Below are 18,160 nucleotides of genomic sequence, written 5' to 3'. Positions count from 1 at the left end.
ATCACTCCCGAACCTTGCCGCGCAGCGCCTTGATCTGGCCTTGGCGCGTCTTCTTGTCGAGACGGCGGCGCTGGGAGCCCTTGGTCGGCTTGGTCGGTTTGCGTGCCTTGCGCTGCCGGATCGCCTCGCGGATCAGCTCGCGCAGGCGCTCGAGGGCATCTTCGCGGTTCTGCTCCAGGGTGCGGAAGCGTTGCGCCTTGATCACTACCACGCCCTCCTTGCTGATGCGCTGGTCGGACAGCGCCATCAGCCGCTCCTTGTAGAAGGGCGGCAGGCTGGAGCGCGGGATGTCGAAGCGCAGATGCACGGCGCTGGCGACCTTGTTGACGTTCTGGCCGCCCGCGCCCTGGGCGCGGATCTGACTGATCTCGATTTCCCAGTCGCCCAGTTCCACGGCGTTGGAGATGCGCAGCATGGCGTGATTCGTCCGGACTTGCGAGTGTGGCCACAGGCTACCATAGCGTCACTCCACTCGGGCGTGGAGTGCCGTCAGGTAGTCGTGGATGCGCCCGGCGTTGGTGCCCAGATCGCCCTGGCCCAGGCGCGAGGCGGAGCGCACGTCGACGCGTACGCCTTCGTCCACCGGCGTCAGCCGGATCGCCACGTCGTCCTTGAACCCGAACCAGCGGGTGGTGGCCGTGGCCTCGATGCGGCGCTCCTCCACCACGGCGAGCTCCCAACCCATCTCGCGAGCCGTGGCTTCCGCGGCCTCGCGGACCTCGGCCAGCGGCATGGGCAGGGTGATCGGCTGTACCCAGGGATAGGCGCTGCGCTGGCGACGGGCGAAGGACTCGCCGGGGTACGCCACCGCGTTGGGGGCGGCGCGGCGTGCCTCGGCCAACGCCTCGAATTCGGGCGGGTTCTGGGTGTCGGTGGTGATGTCATGGATGGGCGGCACGCGCTGGGCGCGATGCATCATCTCCCAGGGCACCACGATCATGGCGCCCACCGCCACGACCACCATCACCCCCACCAGGGCCGGTCGCCAGCGCCGGCACAGGGCAGCGATCAGCAGGGCCAGAAGTCCCAGCCCCGCCCCGCCGACGGCTACATAGGCGCCCAACTGCAGCAGGTCGAAGGCGGTGTCCAGCGGCAGCACCCCCAGGCGATAGGCCGGCCCGGCACCGCCCATCATCAGTGCCGCGACGGCCAGCAAGACGACGCCGAGCCAGGCCGGCACCACCGGCCAGCGGCCACCGCGCGGATGCGGTCTCAGGGTGAAGTTCGACATGTGGCCTCCCGGTTGGTGGAATAGGCCCCAGCATACCGTGTTCGGCGCCTGAGGGGGCACTAGCATTTCACGTTCTTCTGATGGATGCGGTCCTGGGTGTGATGTCGCACCGTCGCTGCCGGAATCTGGCAGACTGGGGGCACGTTTCCCTGACAGAGCGAGAGACACCATGAGCGATGTGAATCAGCCCTGGACCCAACCCATGCCGGAATCGCAGTTTGCCCTGATGCGCCGGATTCTGGACGCCCCGAGCCCCGTGGGCCTGGAAGGTGCCATGACCTACGGGGTGCTCAAGCCCCACTTCGAGAGCTTCGCGCCGAAGGAGTGGCAGTTGCACCAGTTCAAGGGGCACGCCGGTGTGGTGCTGGATACCCATCCCGGCCGCGACGACCTCTTCAAGGTGATGATCATCGGCCACGCCGACAAGATCCGCATGCAGGTGCGCTCCATCGGCGACGACGGCAAGATATGGATCAACACCGACTCCTTCCTGCCCACGGTGCTGATCGGCCACGAGGTGAAGCTGTTCAGTGAAGACCCGGCCAAGCCCGGCAGCTATCGCATCATTCAGGGTGGCACGGTGGAAGCCCTGGGCGCCATCCACTTCTCCGACCCGGCACAGCGCGATGGCAGCAAGGGCATCAAGAAAGAGCAGATCTACCTCGACCTGCAGATACACGGCGAGGACAAGAAGCAGCAGGTCGAGAACCTCGGCGTGCGCCCCGGCGACACCATCCTGCTCGACCGGCCCATCCGCCCCGGCTTCAGCCCCGACACCTTCTACGGCGCCTACCTGGACAATGGCCTGGGCTGCTTCGTCACCGCCGAGGTGGCGCGGCTGATCGCCGAGGCGGGCGGCACCGAGCAGGTGCGCGTGCTGTTCGCCATCGCCAGCTACGAGGAGATCGGCCGCTTCGGCAGTCGGGTGCTGGCCGGTGAACTCGAGCCCGACGTGGTGATCGGCGTGGACGTCAACCACGACTACGTGGCGGCCCCCGGCATCGGCGATCGACGCATGCAGCCGCTGGAGATGGGCAAGGGCTTCACCCTGTCGGTGGGCTCGATCGCCAGCGAGCAGCTCAATCGCATCATCGAGAGCACCGCCCGGGAGCACGCCATCCCCCTGCAGCGCGACATCGTGGGCGTGGACACCGGCACCGACGGCATGGCCGGGGTGCTCGCCGCGGTGGACTGCGCCGCCACCTCCATCGGCTTTCCGATCCGCAACATGCACACCATCTCCGAGAGCGGCAACACCCAGGACGTGCTGGCCGCCATCCACGTCCTGACGCGCAGCCTGCAGGCGCTGGACGCCCTGCCCGATCCGCACCGCGAATTCCTCGACAACCACCCGCGGCTGGACGAGGCCAGCGCGCTGGCGCATCAGGGCGCGGCCAAGCCCGAAGAGGAGAAGGCCGAGGAGGGCCGTCACCAGCAGAAGCACCCCTCGTGAGACGCCGCGAGAGAGAGGCACGACCATGACCCACGACGCTGCCCTCAGCGCCTGGGCGCGCTGCCTTCTGGAGGCGGCGCCCGAGGCCACGCTGCCGCTGACCTACCAGCAGCTCGCCGACGCGCTGGGCCTCGCGCCGCCGCGCACCATTCAGCGCACCGCCCGGGCGCTGGAGGCCTTGATGCGGGAAGACGCCGACCGGGGCCGGCCCTTCATCGCGGCACTGGTGGTCAGCCGTCGCGGCGACCTGCCGCAGCAGGGCTTTTTCGACCTGGCCGTCGAACTCGGCCGCTTTCCCGCTGACCCGGGGCGACAGGCGGCGGCGTATCGGGAGGAGTTCACCCAGGCATTGGCCGCCCGGGGATCCTCCCCGGGCAGCCGACGGCCATGAGCCGATAGCCAGAGCCCGCCATCCCCACCTCGTCGGGAGCGTTATGATCACCGCCTTCTGCTGCTTGCCGGGCGGTGTCGCGCGCGGGTTGACGTGCTGATCTCAGATGGCTTGTTGCGCAACACGCATCAGGCTACTCTGGAACCATGATCGTCTCCTTCCGACACAAGGGACTGCGTCGGTTCTTCGAAACGGGCACGACGGCAGGGTTCCAGTCCTCGCACGCCAAGCGTCTGCGCATGCAGCTGGCTGCGTTGCATACGGCAGCGTCAGTTGATGACATGGACATACCCGGGTTCCGCCTGCACCGCCTGAAAGGTCGCGACAAGGCGCGTTGGTCCATCTGGGTCAACGGCAACTGGCGCCTGACCTTCGAGTTTCGAGATGGCAACGCCTACGTGCTCGACTACGAGGACTATCACTAATGGCCATGCATCATCCCCCTCATCCCGGCGAATTCATCCGTGAGGTTTACCTGGAGCCCTTTGGCCTCAGTTCTCGCCAGCTTGCCGAAAAGCTCGGGGTTTCCCCCTCGACGCTTTCCCGGGTTATCAAGGGCGTCAGCGGGGTCAGCCCCGAGATGGCGCTGCGCCTCTCCAAGGCGCTGGGACGCTCACCGGAAAGCTGGCTGGCCATGCAGGATCAGTACGATCTCTGGGTGGCGCGCCGCGAGGTCGACCTGGATACGGTGGAGCCGATTCCTTTCGATGCCGCCTAAGGGGCACGCCCCCAGCCCCTGTCTGCGGCTTTGGTTGACGCTAGGTGACGCTGCCGCCCCGCCCCCCACGACGACAAGGAGACCCCATGACGACCCTGGTAATCGGCGCCAACGGCCAGATCGGCCGCCAGTTCTGCGCACTCGCCATGGATGCTGGCGAGCCCATCCGTGCCATGCTTCGCGACCCGTCCCAGCAGCCCTGGTTCGCGGAGCGCGGCATCGAGACGGTGATCGCCGACCTGGAAAAGGATTTCAGCCACGCCTTCGACGGCTGCGACCAGGTGCTCTTCACCGCCGGCTCCGGCCCGCACACCGGGCCCGACAAGACCCTGCTGATCGATCTCTACGGCGCCATCCGCGCGGCCGACCTGGCCCGCGAGCGAGGCGTCTCACGCTTTCTGATGGTCAGCGCCATGCGCGCCGAGGATCCCCAGGCCGCCCCCGAGAAGCTGCGCCCGTACATGGCCGCCAAGTTCGCCGCCGATGCCTACCTGCGCACCTCCGGCGTGCCCTACCTGATCCTCAAGCCGGGGCGGCTCACCGACGAGCCCGCCACCGAGCGGGTGGCCGCCTCGCTCGAGGAAACCGGCGGCGAGAACCGCGTCTCGCGCGGCAACGTCGCCCACGCCCTGCTGCACCTGATCAAGGCCGGCGGCCTCGTCGACCGCGAGTTCGTGCTGCTCGACGGCGAGCGCTCCTTCGCCGAGGTGCTCGCCTGAGGGAGGTGCCCATGCAGCCCATCACCCTCGAGCGACCGATCGGCGTCGTCAGCGACACCCACGGGCTTCTGCGCCCCGAGGCGCTGACGATGCTCGCGGGCTGCGGGCTGATCCTGCACCTGGGCGACGTGGGCAGCCGGGACGAAGACGCCGCCATCCTCGAGCGGCTGGGGGAGCTGGCGCCGGTGAAGGCGGTGCGCGGCAATATCGACACCGCCGCCTGGGCCGAGGCGCTGCCCATCACGCGCGACATCCTCGTCAACGGCTGGCGTCTGCACCTGATCCATCGCCTGGACGACTTCGACCCGGCCACGCCCTGCGACGCCGTGCTCCACGGCCACTCCCACAAGCCCCGCCACGCGTGGCAGAAAGGCCGGCTGCTCTTCAACCCCGGCGCGGCCGGCAAGCGCCGCTTTCGCCTGCCGATCACCCTGGGCCGGCTCTGGGCCGACGCGCGCGGCCTGCGCGGTGCCATCCTGCACCTGCCGCTGTGAGCGCGGCTACTTGAAGCGCGAACGCGCGTTCTTGAGGGATTCGCTCAGGGAGTCCCAGGCGCGCTCGGCGCCGGCCTTCACGTCCTCCCAGGCGTCGTCACCGGCCTCGCGCAACTCGGAGAGCTTCTGCCGGGCCTCGTCGCGCCGCGCCTCGAGATCGTCGATCTCCTTTTCGTGCTCGATCCGGGCGTCGGCCTCGGCGCCCCTGGCGCGCGCCTTCAACTTGTCGATCTCCGCCTGCCACTCGTCCAGCTTGGCCTGCAGCTTCTGCTCGTAGACTTCCCGGTTGCTCATGGGGCACTCCTGTTCGTGAGAGAGAGGGTGTTCGTCTGAGAGAGGGGAACCGTCGAGAGGGCGAGCCTTCGAGCCGATAGGGGCACGCCTGCTAAGCAGCATGGCATAGTTCGCCGGGGCTGCCGCAAGATCGCGGTGGGACAGGGGATGGAGGAAAGGCTCCGCGTGCGATGGCGACGGACTCGACACTGTCATCCGTAAACTGCACTATTGGTCAGACCATGCGCGGAGCGCGGCAGCGGCGTGGGCGTGGCATTCCCGCGCCGACCCGACAGCGAAAAAAGAGCAGAAGAACGAGCGAGCCCCCGACCCCATGAAGGCCACCGAGCAGGGAGCCACCCACACCCTAGAGCGCGCTACGCTGCGCTTTCGCGACCCCCAGTTGGAGCGCGCTTACCGGCACGCCTCGCTGCCGCGTATCCGCACCCATGGGCGCATGGCGATCGTCGTCGGCATGGTCGTCTACCTGCTGTGCGGCCTGCTGGATATCTGGCACGTGCCGGCCGAGGCTGCGGCGGGGGTTTGGCAGGCGCGCCTCACCGCCCTGACGGTGCCGGCCCTGGTGCTGCTGCTCAGCTTCACCGCGGTCTTTCGGCAGCTCTCCCAGGCGCTGCTCGCCGCCGTCTGCTTGGCCGCCGGCTTTGGCCTGATCGCCATCCAGTCCCAGGTGCCGGTCGAGAGCTCGGCCTACTACTACCCGGCCATGGTGATGGTGACCTTCTATACCTACAACTTCATCGGCGTGCGTTTTCCCTATGCGCTGGCGATCGATGCCCTGCTGCTGGTCGGCTACAACCTGGTGTTCAGCGGCCTGCTTGACTACCCCGGCCATATCCTCTTCGGTCACGACGTCTTCATCGTCTCCGCCAACCTGATCGCGGGGACCACCGGCTACCTGGTGGAGCGTCAGGGGCGGTTGCTCTACCTGAGGGAACAGGAACTCGAGCAGGAGCGCCAGTACCACCGCGAGCGCTCGCTGCACGACCCGCTGACCGGGCTGCCCAATCGCGAGCTGCTGGGGGATCGCATTGAGCAGGCGATGGCCGCCGGTCGACGCCACCGGCGACTGCAGGGCGGGCTCTTCATCGACCTGGACGGCTTCAAGCACCTCAACGACCACCTGGGCCATCGGGTGGGGGACCAGCTGCTGGAGCAGGTGGCCGCGCGCTTGAGCGGCTGCGTGCGCGGCGTTGACACGGTGGCGCGGATCGGCGGCGACGAGTTCTTCGTGCTGGCCCGCGACCTGGCCGGCGAGCAGGATATCCACCTCCTGGCCGGCAAGCTCCTCGCCTCGCTGAGAGAGCCCTTTTGCGGCTTGCCGGGCACTCCGACGCTACGGGCGAGCATCGGGGTGTGTCTCTTCCCCTACCCCGGCATGGACGCCACCGACATCATCCACCGCGCCGACATGGCGATGTACCGGGTGAAGTCGGCGCAGAAGGACGACTACTGCATCGCCGCCGGCTAGGTGAAGCTCAAGGGGGCGTCGGCATCCTATGCCTGTTCGCCATGTGCCTGCTGATCCTCATCGCCCTGGCCTGACGGGCGAGCGCGGCGCGTCTCGTCTGGTCATCGGCTGGGGGCAGCGCCGGTGCGCATCGGGAAGCTTGCCGGCCTGGCGAATGAAGGCTGCGGCCGGGCCCTGGGAGACCCGGCCGCCGAGTGTCACGACTTGTGGTGCCTGCAGGTCACCGTCGGGTTGAAGGGCTCGAGGTTGCCGTTGGGGTTGTCGCGGAACCACAGGTGCTGATCGTAGTGCGCCTCGAAGAAGTGGGCCTCCTCGGTGGGGGTGGCCGGATCGTCGACCATGTAGTCCCAAGGGCGGCCGAAAGGAGGGTGACCCGGAACGCGTTGACCTTCCTAGTCACTTATAGTGGAGCCGGCGCAAAACAAGCTGCGAGGGAACCGGTTTCCAGCCCCTGTCGTCATCCCCGGTCAGCAGTCTCGGCTGACCGAGGCCCGGATGCCGAGGCGGCGACCCGCTCGTTCAGCAACCACGACCCCAGCCAGGCGACAGCGACGCCCAGGATGGCGAAGAGCACGAAGGCAGCGGCATGGCCCTCGGCCCCGACCAGCCAGCCGGCCAGCGGAGAGCCCGCGACCTGGCCGACCGAGGTGGCGAGCAGCGGCAGCACCGGGGCGAAGGCGGGCGCCTGGGCCATGATCTGGGTGCTCCTGACCAGATAGAAGCCGGTAAGGATCATGTAGCCGGCGCCGAAGAGGGCCGCGGAGGTCAGGACGAGGGCGAAGTTGGCAGGATCGACGGCCAGCAGCGCAATGGCGGCGGACATCACGGTGAGGCCGCCGGCATGGCTCAGGGCCGGCCCGAAGCGTGCGATGAGATCTCCGGCGACACCACCCGACAGCCCCCCGAGGCCGACCGCCAGCCACATCCAGGCGGTCTGGCTCGGCGCGAGCCCTCCGGCGGTGATCACCGCATCGGGGGCAAACACCCAGTAGGCCGCGCTCACGCACCCCATGACCCCGGCCATGCCGCTCAACCGGCCGATCGCGAGCCATTGCGCCCGGCTCACCGGCACGGCGGCCGGGCTGAGCCGCGAGGGTGAGGGGCGTTGCTCATCCCGAGGCAGATAGCAGAAGGCCCCCAGGGCGCCCAGAACCGCCAGGGCCGCGAAGCCGATATAGGCGCTGCGCCAGGCCTCCGCCCAGACCAGCACCGCGGGCATGGCGAGCGCAATCCCCAGGCTCGTGCCCGCATTGATGATGGCGTTGACCCGCCCGCGCAGGCCGGGCGGCACGACCCGGTGAACCGCCTGCGCCATCACCGGCGACGACAGCCCGGTGCTGATCCCGCAGATCAGCACGCCGGCGGCGAGTGCCAGCGATGACGGCGCCTGGGCGATCGTCATCAGCCCGATCCCGGCGAGGCCGGCGGCCGCGACCCCCGCGCGGCGAATCCCGAGGCGGCTCGTCACCCAGGGGGCGGCGAGGATCGCGAAGACGAAGCTTAGAAAGGGCAGGGCGCCGATCACCCCCGCCATGGTCGCAGAGATCGTCAGCTCGTCGCGCATCGCGGGCAGGAAGAGCCCGAACACGAACCGGGCCAGCCCGTAGGTAATGGCAATGACCCCGCTGCCGAGGGTCGCCATGCCGAGGGGGGACAGGGACTTCATGGGGTCTCGCTCCGGGCCGTTGCGAGGAGGGCGTCGGCCACCGCCCGGGTGTCGGCCAGGGCTGTCTCCGCGCCCAGCACCGCCACTGCCGTATTGCTGCCTTCCAGCACCATGAAGAGGCGTCGTGCCAGGCCGTCGTGGTGGTCCAGCCCGTCGCGGGCCACGGCGGCTCCCAGTCGTGCCAGCAGGTCGGTCTTGGCGGTCGTCGCCAGGGCATGAATCTCGGCGCTGTGTTCGGCGTACTCACCCATCGCCTTGGCCATGATGCAGCCATGCTGGCTGTACTGCTCCAGCCAGCGGCCATGCGCCTCGACCAGGGCGCGTGTCGCCTGGCCCGGCGAGGCGGCGGCCGCTGCCGCATCCAGGCTGGCCATGAAGCGCTCATGGCGTGCCTTCAGGACGGCCGCCACCAGGGCCTCCTTGGAGGCGAAGTGATTGTAGAGCGTCATGCGCACCACCCCGGCAGCCGCCACGATGCGGTCGATGCCGGTAGCGTGGAATCCCTGCTCATAGAAGAGGCGCTCGGCCGTGGCGAGCAGCTGGTCGCGCTTGGACGCGGGCATCGATGGATGCTCCTGTATAGACCGATCTATCTAAATGTAGGCCTATCTAAGTACAGCGCACCCAGCGGTGTCAAACGATTCCGCTGGGCAGCCAGGGCTATCGCAGTTGAGTAGAGAGGGGCAAAGTGGGAGGCCGGCTCTGCCGGGCGAAGGCGCCGAAAGGCGCCCAGATCGGGCAGCGCTGCGCGCTGCTTCGCGAGCTGAAGTCGAGGCGTCGAACCGTCCCTCCCACAAAATAACTGCGATAGCCCTGGCAGGGCAGTACGACAGGGAGTGGGGGTGTCGGGGCTCAGTCCGGTGTGAGGCTGGCGCCGCCGGGCGGCAGTTCAGTCAGCAGCGGCTCGCCGGCCAGGGCCTGCTGCAGGCGGGTCGCCAGGATATCCACGATGGCGTCATGCTCACCGACCAGCCGCGTCGCGGTCACATTCAGACCGGGCGAGCGCGCCATCGCCGCTTGGCAGATCTCGGCGATATCGCCTCCTTCGCCGGCGTGGCGTCCCGGGGAGAGGAACAGCATGGCGAGGATCACGTCGCCCTGGGCCATCGCCGGTGAGGCCAGCAAATCGACCAGTAGCGGCTCGTTGAAGCGATAGGCCTCGCCGTCGCGGCGCTCCATGGAAGCGAAGGTGACGCAGCTCGCTTCATCGGCCAGCAGCACGCTCAACTGGCCGGCGAGGTAGTTGCGCACCGACGTGACCTCCGGGTTCGGGCTGCCGTGATCGACCAGCACGACCTTCGGCCGCGACAGGCCCGCCATCCTTTCACGCACGTTGTCGGCCAGCAGCCGTACCAGGCGCAGGTCGACCGTCGTCTGGCTGTCGACCAGGGGCAGGGCCACCTTGACGCCGAGCTCCGGGTAGCTGGCCTGCACCTCGCCCAGGCGCTTGGGCAGGTAGCCGGTCAGTGCCTGGCTGGGGCCGAAGAAGAAGGGCAGGATGAGCAGCTCGGTAACGCCCTGCTGGGCATAGCGCTCGGCCAGCGGCCCCAGCGACACGGCCTTGCGGCCGTCGAGCTTCTCGGCGGGGATCTTGAAGGAGTGCAGCAGGGAAGCGGCCTCGACCGCCTCGCCGGTGGCCTGGCTCAGGGCATGGGCCAGGCGACGCAGATTGAGCGTGGCCTGCGGGCGCAGGGAGCCGTTATCGACGAGCACGATTTTTCGCATGGCAGGCTTCCGTTTGGCAGGCCTCGGGGCGTTCAGGCGTCGTTCGACTCGCCGATCGTCTGGATGACCTCGAAGCCCTCGAACTTCGGCGGGCCCAGGTAGAGCCCCTCGCGGCGGCTCTGGCCGGCGTTGGCATGGGCGGCACGGAACGCCTCGGAGTGCGTCCAGGCCTCGAAGTCGTCGCGCGAGCGCCAGATGGTGTGCGAGGCGTAGAGGACGTGATCCTCCTCCTCGGGGCCACGCAGCATGTGAAACTCGACGAAGCCGGGCAGGCCCTGCAGGTGGGTCTCCCGCTCCAGCCAGATCTGCTCGAACTCGTCCGTTCTCTCGGGGTTGACCCGAAAACGATTCATGGCGATGAACACGGTACTCGCTCCTCGTGGTTGGCCGCGCAAGGGGATCCGAGTGACGATGACACCTTCACCGGTGGCGGGCAAGGCCGCTGCAAACCAGCGCGCCACGTTCTACCCTGCACTGGCAACGCGGGTACAACCATCTGGTGCATCAGCGCCTTAACAGCCCTTCGGCAATCGCCTCGCCGAGACGGTCGACAGCTGTGGCCAGCTTCTCGTCGATGATGTGGAGGTACTCCGTCCAGTCATCCACGTGGTGCAGCTCCGTCTTGCCGTCCGAGATGCCGCGCAGCACGACCAGCGGCACGTCGAAGCGCATGCAGGCGCGCAGGCAAGCGTAGCTTTCCATGTCCACCATCTCGGCGGCGATGGCGTCATAGGCCGCGCCCGAGACGATATTGGCGCCGGTGGAGAGCGTCGCCTCGCGAATGCCGGGAATGCGCAACGGTAGCGGCAGGGTCGCCGGCAGGTCCAGGAAGGGCGTGACGCCCGCCTCGAAACCCAGCGGGGTGGCGTCCATGTCGCGGTAGGCGACCGAGGTCGCCTGATAAATCTCAGTCTGCTCGAGCACTCGGCTGCCGGCCGAGCCCAGCGACACCGCCAGATTCGGCAGGCGCCCGCGCGCCTCCAGCCCGGCCAGGGCCGCGGTGAGCTCGACGGCCGCCTCGACCGGGCCGACGCCGGTCATGAGTGGCGTGATTCGCCGCTTGAGATGCGGGCCATATTCGGCATCGGCCGCCATCGCGAAGAGGATGTGGCTGCCGCCCATGTCCGTCAGCGTGGGCACATCGGTTGCAGGGGCCAGGGAGTCACGGGTACGGGAGTTCTTCATCGACGCTGCTTGCCTTGCCATGGGTTGCTTCGTCGCAGTGTACTGTCTTGAGCGCGCGGCCACAGCGGCTGGGCAGGCAATGCCTCACTGGAACGAAGCGCAACCGGATGACACGCAGGAGACACGGGATGGCCTATGCGGGGGTGGTCGTTGGCCTACTGTCGATCGTACTACTGGCGGTGCAGGCCTGGCGTTTGGCCGATAACCGGGCGGCGGATTCGGCTTGGGCCTGGCTGCAATCCAAGGCGCCAGCCTCCGTCGAGGGTTTCGACCCGGCCGTGGTCGCCGACCTGCCCGACGCGGCACGGCGCTATTTCCTCTACACCATCGCACCGGGCACGCCACTCCACGTGGTCAGTGAGGTCCGCATGACGGGCGAGATCGGGCTTGGCAATAAGGCCGCCCCCGGCTACCGCCCGATGCAGGCCCACCAGCTACTGGCGCCACCCCATGGCTTCGTCTGGCGGCTCAAGGCTGGTTCGGGCGCCATGCGCATGAGTGGCTCGGACGGCATGGCGGACGGCCGCACCTGGACCCGCTTCTGGCTGAATGGGACGCTTCCCGTCGTCAGGGCCGGGAGCGACGAGAATCACCTGCACTCATCGTTCGGTCGCGCGGTGGCAGAAGCCTCCTTCTGGGCGCCGGCCGCCTTGCTCCCCCAGCATGGCGTGCGCTGGGAAGACACCGACGCGCCGGATCGGGCACGGGCGGTCATCACGCACGGCAGTCTGGAGCAATCGATAGAGATCGCCGTGGCCGAGGATGGCCGGCCGCTCTGGGTGAAGCTCCAACGCTGGAGCAACGCGAACCTGGAAGGTGAATGGCGGTACCAGCCGTTCGGCGGCTACCTGGACGACTTCCAACACTTCGACGGCTTCACCCTGCCCACGACGATCGACGGCGGCAACCACTTCGGCACGGAGAGCTATTTCCCTTTCTTCCGCGCGCGGGTGGAGGCAATACGCTTCCCGGAGCCATAGCGCCTCTTCGTCGTCGGGTTCCGTTGCTCCGGCACGTGGGACAAATCATCCTTCAGTATTAACCTGAAGACCAGACAAGCATAACGACACTGCCGATACGCAAGGGACAGCAGTATGGCAACGGCGCCCTCCGAATCCCGCATCACCCTGCACCCGCACGACCGTCGGGTGCACGCCATCATCGACGGCACCTTAATCGCCGACACCACCCGCGCCATCGAACTCCGCGAACGCGGCTACCCGCCGCGGCAATACATACCCCGTGACGACGTACGCATGGACTTGCTGACGCCTTCCGAGACGGTGACCCACTGCCCGTTCAAGGGTGATGCTTCGTATTTCTCGTTCGGCGAGCACCAAGACATCGCGTGGAGCTATGAGCAGCCGTTGGAGGGGATGGCGGCGATTGCTGGGAGGCTGGCGTTTTATGAGGGAGCAAGCGAATGACGGTTGTCGACCCAAAGTTCCTGTGCGGAAAATCACGAGAGCATGCTTACCCGTGCTATGTTTAAAAACTACCAAGGAGATCTGAAATGGGTTTGTTTGATAAGCTGGCCGGTGGTGACAAAGGTGGATCAGGAGGTCGCAGTGGAGTGATAACGTCTGGTCGCAATAAAACAATGGTGGACACGACCATAGAACGAACAAGGGAGACGACAGAACACCTGCTCAGAAAGGAGGTGATAAGAGTCGGCGCAAAGGTTGAAGCATAACTAGCAAAGGCGCAGGGAAGTCGGACACAGCGTCGTTTCTTTTTATGTTAGATCGCTTACATTCGCAGGACCCTACAGCTAAAAGCCGACAGTACCAAATATGGTAATGTCGGCATGCCTGAAACTTTCCAATCCGCTTGACCTTATTGCTTTTTGGTAGCTGCTTCGCTTCTTAGCGCATCTCATCTAGATTTTTGTAAATCCATAGGGTCGCTTCATAATAACTTTTAAATCCTTCTTCGGATAATTCGAATGAATCTTCATGAGCCGCTTTGTTGCGTATTGCTGCCATATACCTCATGCGCTTTACTAAAGGATCGCCCAAGGTATCGCTGATACTAGTTATAAGTTCATGAAGCCCAGTGCCTGTTGCGCCTAAATCTTCTTTTAGTATTTTTTCTGCGAGCCGTGATGAGCGAATGATAAATGATAGTTCGCTATCGCTATTTCTGTCGTCGCTTGTCAGATTGATTTCTGGAATGGATGATAGGGACCGCTTCGGAGAGGAGGTTTTGTCCTCTGTGCTGTGAGTTGCTTCTTGTTCGAGAGCAACCAATGCTGCCAGTTCTTCTTCGCTTTCTAGCTCTAAGCCAGTGTTGCTTTCATCATCGAGCTGTTCGTCTAGCCATTGGCTGAGTGCAGAAAATGGAGTAATAGCTGCGCAGAAAATTGTATCAAATATGCCTATTTTTGTTTCTAAGTTTGATGTTTTTTTATTCTCATTTTTCCTGTCGTAGTCGAACATGATTAAGCATTCGCCGCTCTCCATTTCTTCTCGGGTGTAATCGCCAAACATGGTTTTTATGATTTCACTTCCGCTGTCTTTGCTCATATGTTTCCTGGTTGCTTGAGTGTTTGCATTCTTGGTGTTTGATTTAGTCAGGCTGGTTAAATATTTGGTGTTATTTTCCTTATGTTTTATTTATGGCCAGCCCACTCACCCGTATCACTTCCCTCGTCACCGCCTCATCCAGCATCCCTCGTCCGGTTTCCACTAATGTTAGCCAGTTCCGTGCGCGGGTGATGCCGGTGTAGACCAGCTCCCGGGTGAGGATGGGTGATGAAGCAGCATCTCTTTCCCTCAAGTCACGTTTCTTCCTTCGTGGCTCATCACGACCCGGTTCCTGCCGCCGTGCTTGCCGGCGTACAGGGCCCGGTCGGCCTGCTGGATCAGGTCGTCCAGGTCGGTCTCCTCGTCGAGGACCCCGGCGATACCGATGGTGACGGTGAGGCGGTGGTCGGGCATGTCTTCCATCACCGGCAGTTCGGTGACCTTCCTCTGCAGGCGCTCCGCCACCATTTTCGCGTCTTTCAGGTGGGTCTCCGGCAAGGCCACGATGAACTCCTCGCCCCCGAAACGCCCGATCACATCCTGGGGCCTGAGGGACCTTGTGCAGGTTTTCGCGATTGCGGCAAGCACACGATCCCCCTGGATGTGCCCCCAGGTATCGTTGATGGCCTTGAAATGATCCACATCGATCATGAACAGGCTGAAGGGCGCATTTTCATGCTGCGAGCGTAGCAGCAGCGCCTGGGCTCGCGTCATGAAGTGATTCCGACTGTCCAGACCCGTCAACGCGTCCCGCTCGGCGACCATGCGCAGCTGTGCTTCCAGCGATTTTCGGTGAGAGATTTCCTCGACCAGCTGGTGGTTTTGAACACGTTCTTCCTGCAGGAGCGCGAACTGCTTTCGCTGCAGTTTTTCAAGACGCAGCAACGCGAAGAAACCCACGACATTGGTCATGATAAGCAACAGCAATATGCGCAGTGCGACCACGGCAGGAATATCGGCCACCATCACCGCTGAGGCCAGGAAGCCCAGGCTCAAATAGAGGCTGGCGATTGCCACGACGGGGAGCAGGTTGGGGATCAGCAGGTAGAAAGCCATGGTGGCTACCACCACAGCGGTGACCTGTGTTGAGAGGCTCTCGGGACGCAAGGGAACGATCAAGATGATGCCCGTCGCCAGTATCCAGAGTGGCAAGGCATGCAGCCAGACCTTGCGTGAATAGTTTCCCCAGCGCCCGATCATGAATGCCAGAGCCAGGCATGAGACGACCACCAGGATTCGCATGGCAAGCAGCAGGTAAAGCTCGGTGCTCACGCCGGTATAGTAGTAGTCCGAAATGGCAAACATGCCAAAAACCAGGGCAGCTACGCTGAGGGCCAGACAGGTTTCGAGGCGAACTCTGGAATCGATGTCACGCCGATACATCGCTTCCCTGCTTGGCTGGCGAAACTGGCCGGTCAGCCAGTTGAGCGAGTCTCTCGTTATTGGCGACGACAAAGGCCGACTCTCCCTGTCCTGTATTCAGTGAAAAATGCCGTGTCTGTAGTCATGACCTGGCGTCGTCAAGGCGATCCACGGCGGCGGCGAGTTTCTCGTCGATGATATGCAGGGTCTCCGTCCAGTCATCCACGTGGTGCAGCTCCGCCTTGCCGTCCGAGATGCCGCGCAGCACCACCAGCGGCACGTCGAAGCGGGTGCAGGCGCGCAGGCAGGCGTAACTCTCCATATCCACCATTTCGGCGGCGATGGCGTCATAGGCTGCGCCCGAGACGATATCGGCGCCGGTGGAAAGCGTCGCCTCGCGAATGCCGGGTATGCGTAGGGGCAGTGGCAGCGTCGCCGGCAGATCGAGAAAGGGCGTGACGCCCTTTTCGAAGCCCAGCGGCGTGGCGTCCATGTCGCGGTAAGCGACGGAGGTCGCCTGATAGACCTCGGTCTGCTCCAGCACCCGGCTGCCCGCCGAGCCCAGCGACACCACCAGGTCCGGCAGGCGCTCCTGCTGGGCGAGGGCGGCCAGCGCAGCGGTAAGCTCCACCGCTGCCTCCACGGGGCCGACGCCGGTCATGAGCGGGGTGAAACGCTGCCTGAGATGCGGACCGTACTCGGCCTCGGCCGCCATCACGAAAAGCACGTGGCGGCCGCCCAGTGTCGTCAACTGGGGCGCCTCGGTTGCAAGGGCTTGGGAGTCACGGGTACGGGAGTTCTTCATCGATGCGGATTGCCTTGTCATGGGTCTCTTGGGCTCAGTTTACTGCCTGAGGATACTGATGTGCGATGGCGAGCCGTCGCTGGCGCCTCGACCGAACCGCCTATGGGCCAAGTCATGCTTCGGTGCTAGGCTGACGTTCAATCGGCGCGGGCAAGACCTTCACCGCTCTCACCAGCATCTACCGCCTGCTCAAGCACGCCGGAGCCAAGCGCATGCCGTTCCCGGTGGATACCCGCAACCTGGGCGTGAAAGCACGAGACGGTTGCGCCGGCATGAACCGCAGGGGGCTGTATGAGTGAGATCGTGATTTTCGAGGATGCCCGCCAGCCGGTGGAGGTCCGCCTGGAAGGCGAGACGGTCTGGCTCACCCAGAAGCAGATGGCAGAGCTGTTCGGCAAGGATCTGCGCACCGTCAGCGAGCACATCGGTAATGTGTACGAAGAGGGCGAGCTGGACCGAGAGGGAACTATCCGGAAATTCCGGATAGTTCGTCAGGAGGGCAAGCGGCAGGTCCAGCGCGCCATTGAGCACTACAACCTCGATGTCATCATTTCCGTGGGCTACCGGGTCAAATCCCACCGAGGCGTGCGCTTCCGCCAGTGGGCCACCCGAGTCCTCCGCGAGCACCTGACTCAGGGCTACAGCCTCAACGAGTACCGCCTGGCCCAGCAGGGCCTCACCGAGCTGGAGCAGGCCGTGGAGCTGCTCGGCCAGACGCTCACACGGCAGGAACTGGTATCGGACCTCGGCCAGGAGGTGGTGAGCCTGATCCTGGGCTACGCCCGCACCTGGCGGCTTCTGCAGGACTACGACGAGGACGCGCTGGGCATGCCTCCGGGGGCTCGGCCGGCCCGGGGTGTGCTGAGAGCGGAAGAAGCCCGGCGCGCCCTGGATGCCCTGGCCAGTGAGCTGCGCGACCGTGGCGAGGCCAGCGAGTTGTTCGCACGCGACCGGAGCGACGGGCTTGCCTCGATCCTGGGCAACCTGGAACAGAGCATGTTCGGCGAGGCGCTGTACAAGACCCGCGAGGAGCGCGCCGCCCACCTGTTGTATTTCGTGATCAAGAACCACCCCTTCTCGGACGGCAACAAGCGCTCCGGTGCCTTCCTCTTCCTGCTCTACCTGCGCCAGGAAGGCATGCGCCTGACCCTGAACGAGCAGGGTCTGACGGCCCTGACCCTGCTGATCGCCGAGAGCGACCCCAAGGCCAAGGAACTGATGGTGCGCCTGGTGATGAACCTGATCGTCGAAGACGGCAACCCTTCACAAGACAACAGCGAAGCGAACCAATGAACGCCAACCGCCAGGAACAGGCTTCTCGAAGCCCAACGGCGAAGCGGCCATGTCGCGATAAGCGACGGAAGTCGCCCTCGAGATCGTCGGGATGCGGGGCCCTCAGCGCTTGCCGATCATCTCGAGAATCGCCTGGCACAGGGCCTCGGGCGGTTGGGCGCCCGCCAGACCCACTGCATCATTGATGATGAAGGTGGGCACACCGCTCACACCCAGTCGCCACGTCTCGTCGAGGCCGGCTCTTACCTCGCTGCGGCCCTGGTCGCTCGCCAGGAAGGCGGGTATGTCGATATCCACCAGTCCACCGTCTCGGGCAGCGTGGGCCAGTACCGCGCTGTCACCGATGTCCTGCCCTTCGACGAAGTAGTACCGGAAAAGCGCGTCGACCACGGCCGACTGGACGCCATGTTCCCCGGCGAGCCAGATCAGCCGGTGGGCATCGAAGGTGTTGGGCGTTCGCGTCATGCGTTCGTGATGGATCTCGAGACCGGCCTGGGCGGCAGCGGCCTCCACCTGGGCGTCGAGAGCCTGGGAGCGCTCCCAGGAGCCGAACTTGGCGGTGCGATAGTCGCGCCGCGACAGGCCCTCGGCGGGCATGTCGGGGTTGAGCTCGAAGGGGTGCCAGGCCACCGATACGCCGATTTCCTCGGGCAGTTCGGCCAGGGCGAGATCGAGGTGGCGCTTGCCGATGAAACACCATGGGCAGATGGCATCGGAGATCACGGTGATGTCGACGTGGGACATGGTCGCTGAGCCATTGGGAAGGATTCACTCGAACCCTAGCATCTCCAGGAGCCATGGTGTGGTTCATCGACGCGGCTTGCCATGCCA

Annotated in this window: 23 protein-coding genes; 10 read left to right on the top strand and 13 right to left on the bottom strand. The window is 65.2% G+C overall.

Annotation, left to right across the window (positions count from 1 at the left end):
• Position 1 precedes the first annotated feature (1 nt).
• Positions 2–415, bottom strand: a complete 414-nt coding sequence (gene arfB, locus FEF15_RS05845) for an alternative ribosome rescue aminoacyl-tRNA hydrolase ArfB (RefSeq protein WP_163558220.1) — start codon at positions 413–415, stop codon at positions 2–4.
• 48 nt (positions 416–463) lie between these two features.
• Complete coding sequence (locus tag FEF15_RS05840) at positions 464–1,231, bottom strand: DUF1499 domain-containing protein (protein ID WP_163558219.1); 768 nt, start codon at positions 1,229–1,231, stop codon at positions 464–466.
• 169 nt (positions 1,232–1,400) lie between these two features.
• Between FEF15_RS05840 and FEF15_RS05835 the strand changes: the two genes are divergently transcribed.
• From FEF15_RS05835 to FEF15_RS05810, 6 genes are all read left to right on the top strand, one after another.
• The gene (locus FEF15_RS05835; RefSeq protein WP_163558218.1) at positions 1,401–2,684 is read left to right on the top strand and encodes a M20/M25/M40 family metallo-hydrolase; all 1,284 of its coding nucleotides are present in this window, start codon (positions 1,401–1,403) and stop codon (positions 2,682–2,684) included.
• 25 nt (positions 2,685–2,709) lie between these two features.
• Positions 2,710–3,075: a hypothetical protein gene (locus FEF15_RS05830; RefSeq protein ID WP_163558217.1), complete on the top strand. Its 366-nt coding sequence runs from the start codon at positions 2,710–2,712 to the stop codon at positions 3,073–3,075.
• 146 nt (positions 3,076–3,221) lie between these two features.
• A complete protein-coding gene (locus FEF15_RS05825) occupies positions 3,222–3,500 on the top strand; it encodes a type II toxin-antitoxin system RelE/ParE family toxin (protein ID WP_163558216.1) in 279 nt (92 codons plus the stop codon).
• Positions 3,500–3,793, top strand: a complete 294-nt coding sequence (locus FEF15_RS05820) for a HigA family addiction module antitoxin (protein WP_163558215.1) — start codon at positions 3,500–3,502, stop codon at positions 3,791–3,793. Before FEF15_RS05825 ends, FEF15_RS05820 begins: the two co-directional genes overlap by 1 nt.
• A gap of 86 nt (positions 3,794–3,879) precedes the next feature.
• Positions 3,880–4,512: an SDR family oxidoreductase gene (locus FEF15_RS05815; protein ID WP_163558214.1), complete on the top strand. Its 633-nt coding sequence runs from the start codon at positions 3,880–3,882 to the stop codon at positions 4,510–4,512.
• A gap of 11 nt (positions 4,513–4,523) precedes the next feature.
• On the top strand, positions 4,524–5,006 hold the full coding sequence (locus FEF15_RS05810; protein ID WP_163558213.1) for a metallophosphoesterase family protein: 483 nt from the start codon (positions 4,524–4,526) through the stop codon (positions 5,004–5,006).
• A gap of 6 nt (positions 5,007–5,012) precedes the next feature.
• Here FEF15_RS05810 and FEF15_RS05805 read toward each other — a convergent pair whose 3' ends face one another.
• Positions 5,013–5,300 carry a coiled coil domain-containing protein gene (locus tag FEF15_RS05805; protein WP_163558212.1) on the bottom strand — a complete coding sequence of 96 codons (288 nt, stop codon included), beginning with the start codon at positions 5,298–5,300 and terminating at the stop codon, positions 5,013–5,015.
• Between the two features lie 313 nt (positions 5,301–5,613).
• On the opposite strand from FEF15_RS05805, the gene FEF15_RS05800 reads away from it, so the two are divergent.
• Positions 5,614–6,768 carry a GGDEF domain-containing protein gene (locus FEF15_RS05800; protein ID WP_163558211.1) on the top strand — a complete coding sequence of 385 codons (1,155 nt, stop codon included), beginning with the start codon at positions 5,614–5,616 and terminating at the stop codon, positions 6,766–6,768.
• 197 nt (positions 6,769–6,965) lie between these two features.
• On the opposite strand, the gene FEF15_RS05795 is transcribed toward FEF15_RS05800, so the two are convergent.
• The 6 genes from FEF15_RS05795 to FEF15_RS05770 form a co-directional block, all read right to left on the bottom strand.
• Positions 6,966–7,109 (bottom strand): hypothetical protein, encoded by a 144-nt coding sequence (locus FEF15_RS05795; protein WP_163558210.1) that lies wholly within the window; start codon positions 7,107–7,109, stop codon positions 6,966–6,968.
• Positions 7,110–7,225: 116 nt separating this feature from the next.
• Positions 7,226–8,434 (bottom strand): MFS transporter, encoded by a 1,209-nt coding sequence (locus FEF15_RS05790; RefSeq protein WP_163558209.1) that lies wholly within the window; start codon positions 8,432–8,434, stop codon positions 7,226–7,228.
• Positions 8,431–8,997, bottom strand: coding sequence for a TetR/AcrR family transcriptional regulator (locus FEF15_RS05785; RefSeq protein WP_163558208.1), 567 nt, complete (start codon positions 8,995–8,997; stop codon positions 8,431–8,433). The genes FEF15_RS05790 and FEF15_RS05785 overlap by 4 nt, the downstream gene beginning before the upstream one ends.
• Positions 8,998–9,286: 289 nt before the next feature.
• Entirely contained in the window at positions 9,287–10,159 is an 873-nt protein-coding gene (locus FEF15_RS05780; protein WP_163558207.1) for a CbiX/SirB N-terminal domain-containing protein, read from the bottom strand.
• Between the two features lie 32 nt (positions 10,160–10,191).
• Positions 10,192–10,524 carry an antibiotic biosynthesis monooxygenase gene (locus FEF15_RS05775; RefSeq protein WP_163558206.1) on the bottom strand — a complete coding sequence of 111 codons (333 nt, stop codon included), beginning with the start codon at positions 10,522–10,524 and terminating at the stop codon, positions 10,192–10,194.
• A 139-nt stretch (positions 10,525–10,663) separates the two neighbouring features.
• Positions 10,664–11,365 carry a 5'-methylthioadenosine/S-adenosylhomocysteine nucleosidase gene (locus FEF15_RS05770; RefSeq protein WP_240454081.1) on the bottom strand — a complete coding sequence of 234 codons (702 nt, stop codon included), beginning with the start codon at positions 11,363–11,365 and terminating at the stop codon, positions 10,664–10,666.
• A 107-nt stretch (positions 11,366–11,472) separates the two neighbouring features.
• Here FEF15_RS05770 and FEF15_RS05765 point away from each other — a divergent pair, with 107 nt between their 5' ends.
• Together FEF15_RS05765 and FEF15_RS05760 are read left to right on the top strand one after the other, a co-directional pair.
• Entirely contained in the window at positions 11,473–12,324 is an 852-nt protein-coding gene (locus FEF15_RS05765; RefSeq protein WP_163558205.1) for a DUF6544 family protein, read from the top strand.
• Between the two features lie 114 nt (positions 12,325–12,438).
• The gene (locus tag FEF15_RS05760; RefSeq protein ID WP_163558204.1) at positions 12,439–12,771 is read left to right on the top strand and encodes a DUF427 domain-containing protein; all 333 of its coding nucleotides are present in this window, start codon (positions 12,439–12,441) and stop codon (positions 12,769–12,771) included.
• 438 nt (positions 12,772–13,209) lie between these two features.
• Here the strand turns inward: FEF15_RS05760 and FEF15_RS05755 are convergent, their stop codons facing one another.
• The 3 genes from FEF15_RS05755 to FEF15_RS05745 form a co-directional block, all read right to left on the bottom strand.
• The gene (locus tag FEF15_RS05755; protein WP_163558203.1) at positions 13,210–13,869 is read right to left on the bottom strand and encodes a hypothetical protein; all 660 of its coding nucleotides are present in this window, start codon (positions 13,867–13,869) and stop codon (positions 13,210–13,212) included.
• A 249-nt stretch (positions 13,870–14,118) separates the two neighbouring features.
• Positions 14,119–15,252, bottom strand: coding sequence for a GGDEF domain-containing protein (locus FEF15_RS05750; protein WP_163558202.1), 1,134 nt, complete (start codon positions 15,250–15,252; stop codon positions 14,119–14,121).
• 121 nt (positions 15,253–15,373) lie between these two features.
• Complete coding sequence (locus tag FEF15_RS05745) at positions 15,374–16,036, bottom strand: 5'-methylthioadenosine/S-adenosylhomocysteine nucleosidase (protein ID WP_163558353.1); 663 nt, start codon at positions 16,034–16,036, stop codon at positions 15,374–15,376.
• Positions 16,037–16,327: 291 nt separating this feature from the next.
• On the opposite strand from FEF15_RS05745, the gene rhuM reads away from it, so the two are divergent.
• Positions 16,328–17,329, top strand: coding sequence for a RhuM family protein (gene rhuM, locus FEF15_RS05740; protein ID WP_163558201.1), 1,002 nt, complete (start codon positions 16,328–16,330; stop codon positions 17,327–17,329).
• 102 nt (positions 17,330–17,431) lie between these two features.
• On the opposite strand, the gene FEF15_RS05735 is transcribed toward rhuM, so the two are convergent.
• Positions 17,432–18,073, bottom strand: coding sequence for a DsbA family oxidoreductase (locus tag FEF15_RS05735; RefSeq protein ID WP_163558200.1), 642 nt, complete (start codon positions 18,071–18,073; stop codon positions 17,432–17,434).
• Between the last annotated feature and the right edge of the window lie 87 nt (positions 18,074–18,160).

Origin of the sequence: Halomonas sp. NO4 (assembly GCF_010994375.1) — a bacterium.
Lineage (GTDB): Bacteria > Pseudomonadota > Gammaproteobacteria > Pseudomonadales > Halomonadaceae > Halomonas.
This window is presented reverse-complemented; position numbering and strand designations above follow the sequence as displayed.

Bases quoted from the DNA above. Each gene is read 5' to 3' on its own strand.
- arfB (WP_163558220.1), bottom strand. From the start codon at position 415: ATGCTGCGCATCTCCAACGCCGTGGAACTGGGCGACTGGGAAATCGAG.
- FEF15_RS05840 (WP_163558219.1), bottom strand. From the start codon at position 1,231: ATGTCGAACTTCACCCTGAGACCGCATCCGCGCGGTGGCCGCTGGCCG.
- FEF15_RS05835 (WP_163558218.1), top strand. From the start codon at position 1,401: ATGAGCGATGTGAATCAGCCCTGGACCCAACCCATGCCGGAATCGCAG.
- FEF15_RS05830 (WP_163558217.1), top strand. From the start codon at position 2,710: ATGACCCACGACGCTGCCCTCAGCGCCTGGGCGCGCTGCCTTCTGGAG.
- FEF15_RS05825 (WP_163558216.1), top strand. From the start codon at position 3,222: ATGATCGTCTCCTTCCGACACAAGGGACTGCGTCGGTTCTTCGAAACG.
- FEF15_RS05820 (WP_163558215.1), top strand. From the start codon at position 3,500: ATGGCCATGCATCATCCCCCTCATCCCGGCGAATTCATCCGTGAGGTT.
- FEF15_RS05815 (WP_163558214.1), top strand. From the start codon at position 3,880: ATGACGACCCTGGTAATCGGCGCCAACGGCCAGATCGGCCGCCAGTTC.
- FEF15_RS05810 (WP_163558213.1), top strand. From the start codon at position 4,524: ATGCAGCCCATCACCCTCGAGCGACCGATCGGCGTCGTCAGCGACACC.
- FEF15_RS05805 (WP_163558212.1), bottom strand. From the start codon at position 5,300: ATGAGCAACCGGGAAGTCTACGAGCAGAAGCTGCAGGCCAAGCTGGAC.
- FEF15_RS05800 (WP_163558211.1), top strand. From the start codon at position 5,614: ATGAAGGCCACCGAGCAGGGAGCCACCCACACCCTAGAGCGCGCTACG.
- FEF15_RS05795 (WP_163558210.1), bottom strand. From the start codon at position 7,109: ATGGTCGACGATCCGGCCACCCCCACCGAGGAGGCCCACTTCTTCGAG.
- FEF15_RS05790 (WP_163558209.1), bottom strand. From the start codon at position 8,434: ATGAAGTCCCTGTCCCCCCTCGGCATGGCGACCCTCGGCAGCGGGGTC.
- FEF15_RS05785 (WP_163558208.1), bottom strand. From the start codon at position 8,997: ATGCCCGCGTCCAAGCGCGACCAGCTGCTCGCCACGGCCGAGCGCCTC.
- FEF15_RS05780 (WP_163558207.1), bottom strand. From the start codon at position 10,159: ATGCGAAAAATCGTGCTCGTCGATAACGGCTCCCTGCGCCCGCAGGCC.
- FEF15_RS05770 (WP_240454081.1), bottom strand. From the start codon at position 11,365: ATGGCAAGGCAAGCAGCGTCGATGAAGAACTCCCGTACCCGTGACTCC.
- FEF15_RS05765 (WP_163558205.1), top strand. From the start codon at position 11,473: ATGGCCTATGCGGGGGTGGTCGTTGGCCTACTGTCGATCGTACTACTG.
- FEF15_RS05760 (WP_163558204.1), top strand. From the start codon at position 12,439: ATGGCAACGGCGCCCTCCGAATCCCGCATCACCCTGCACCCGCACGAC.
- FEF15_RS05755 (WP_163558203.1), bottom strand. From the start codon at position 13,869: ATGAGCAAAGACAGCGGAAGTGAAATCATAAAAACCATGTTTGGCGAT.
- FEF15_RS05750 (WP_163558202.1), bottom strand. From the start codon at position 15,252: ATGTATCGGCGTGACATCGATTCCAGAGTTCGCCTCGAAACCTGTCTG.
- FEF15_RS05745 (WP_163558353.1), bottom strand. From the start codon at position 16,036: ATGAAGAACTCCCGTACCCGTGACTCCCAAGCCCTTGCAACCGAGGCG.
- rhuM (WP_163558201.1), top strand. From the start codon at position 16,328: ATGAGTGAGATCGTGATTTTCGAGGATGCCCGCCAGCCGGTGGAGGTC.
- FEF15_RS05735 (WP_163558200.1), bottom strand. From the start codon at position 18,073: ATGTCCCACGTCGACATCACCGTGATCTCCGATGCCATCTGCCCATGG.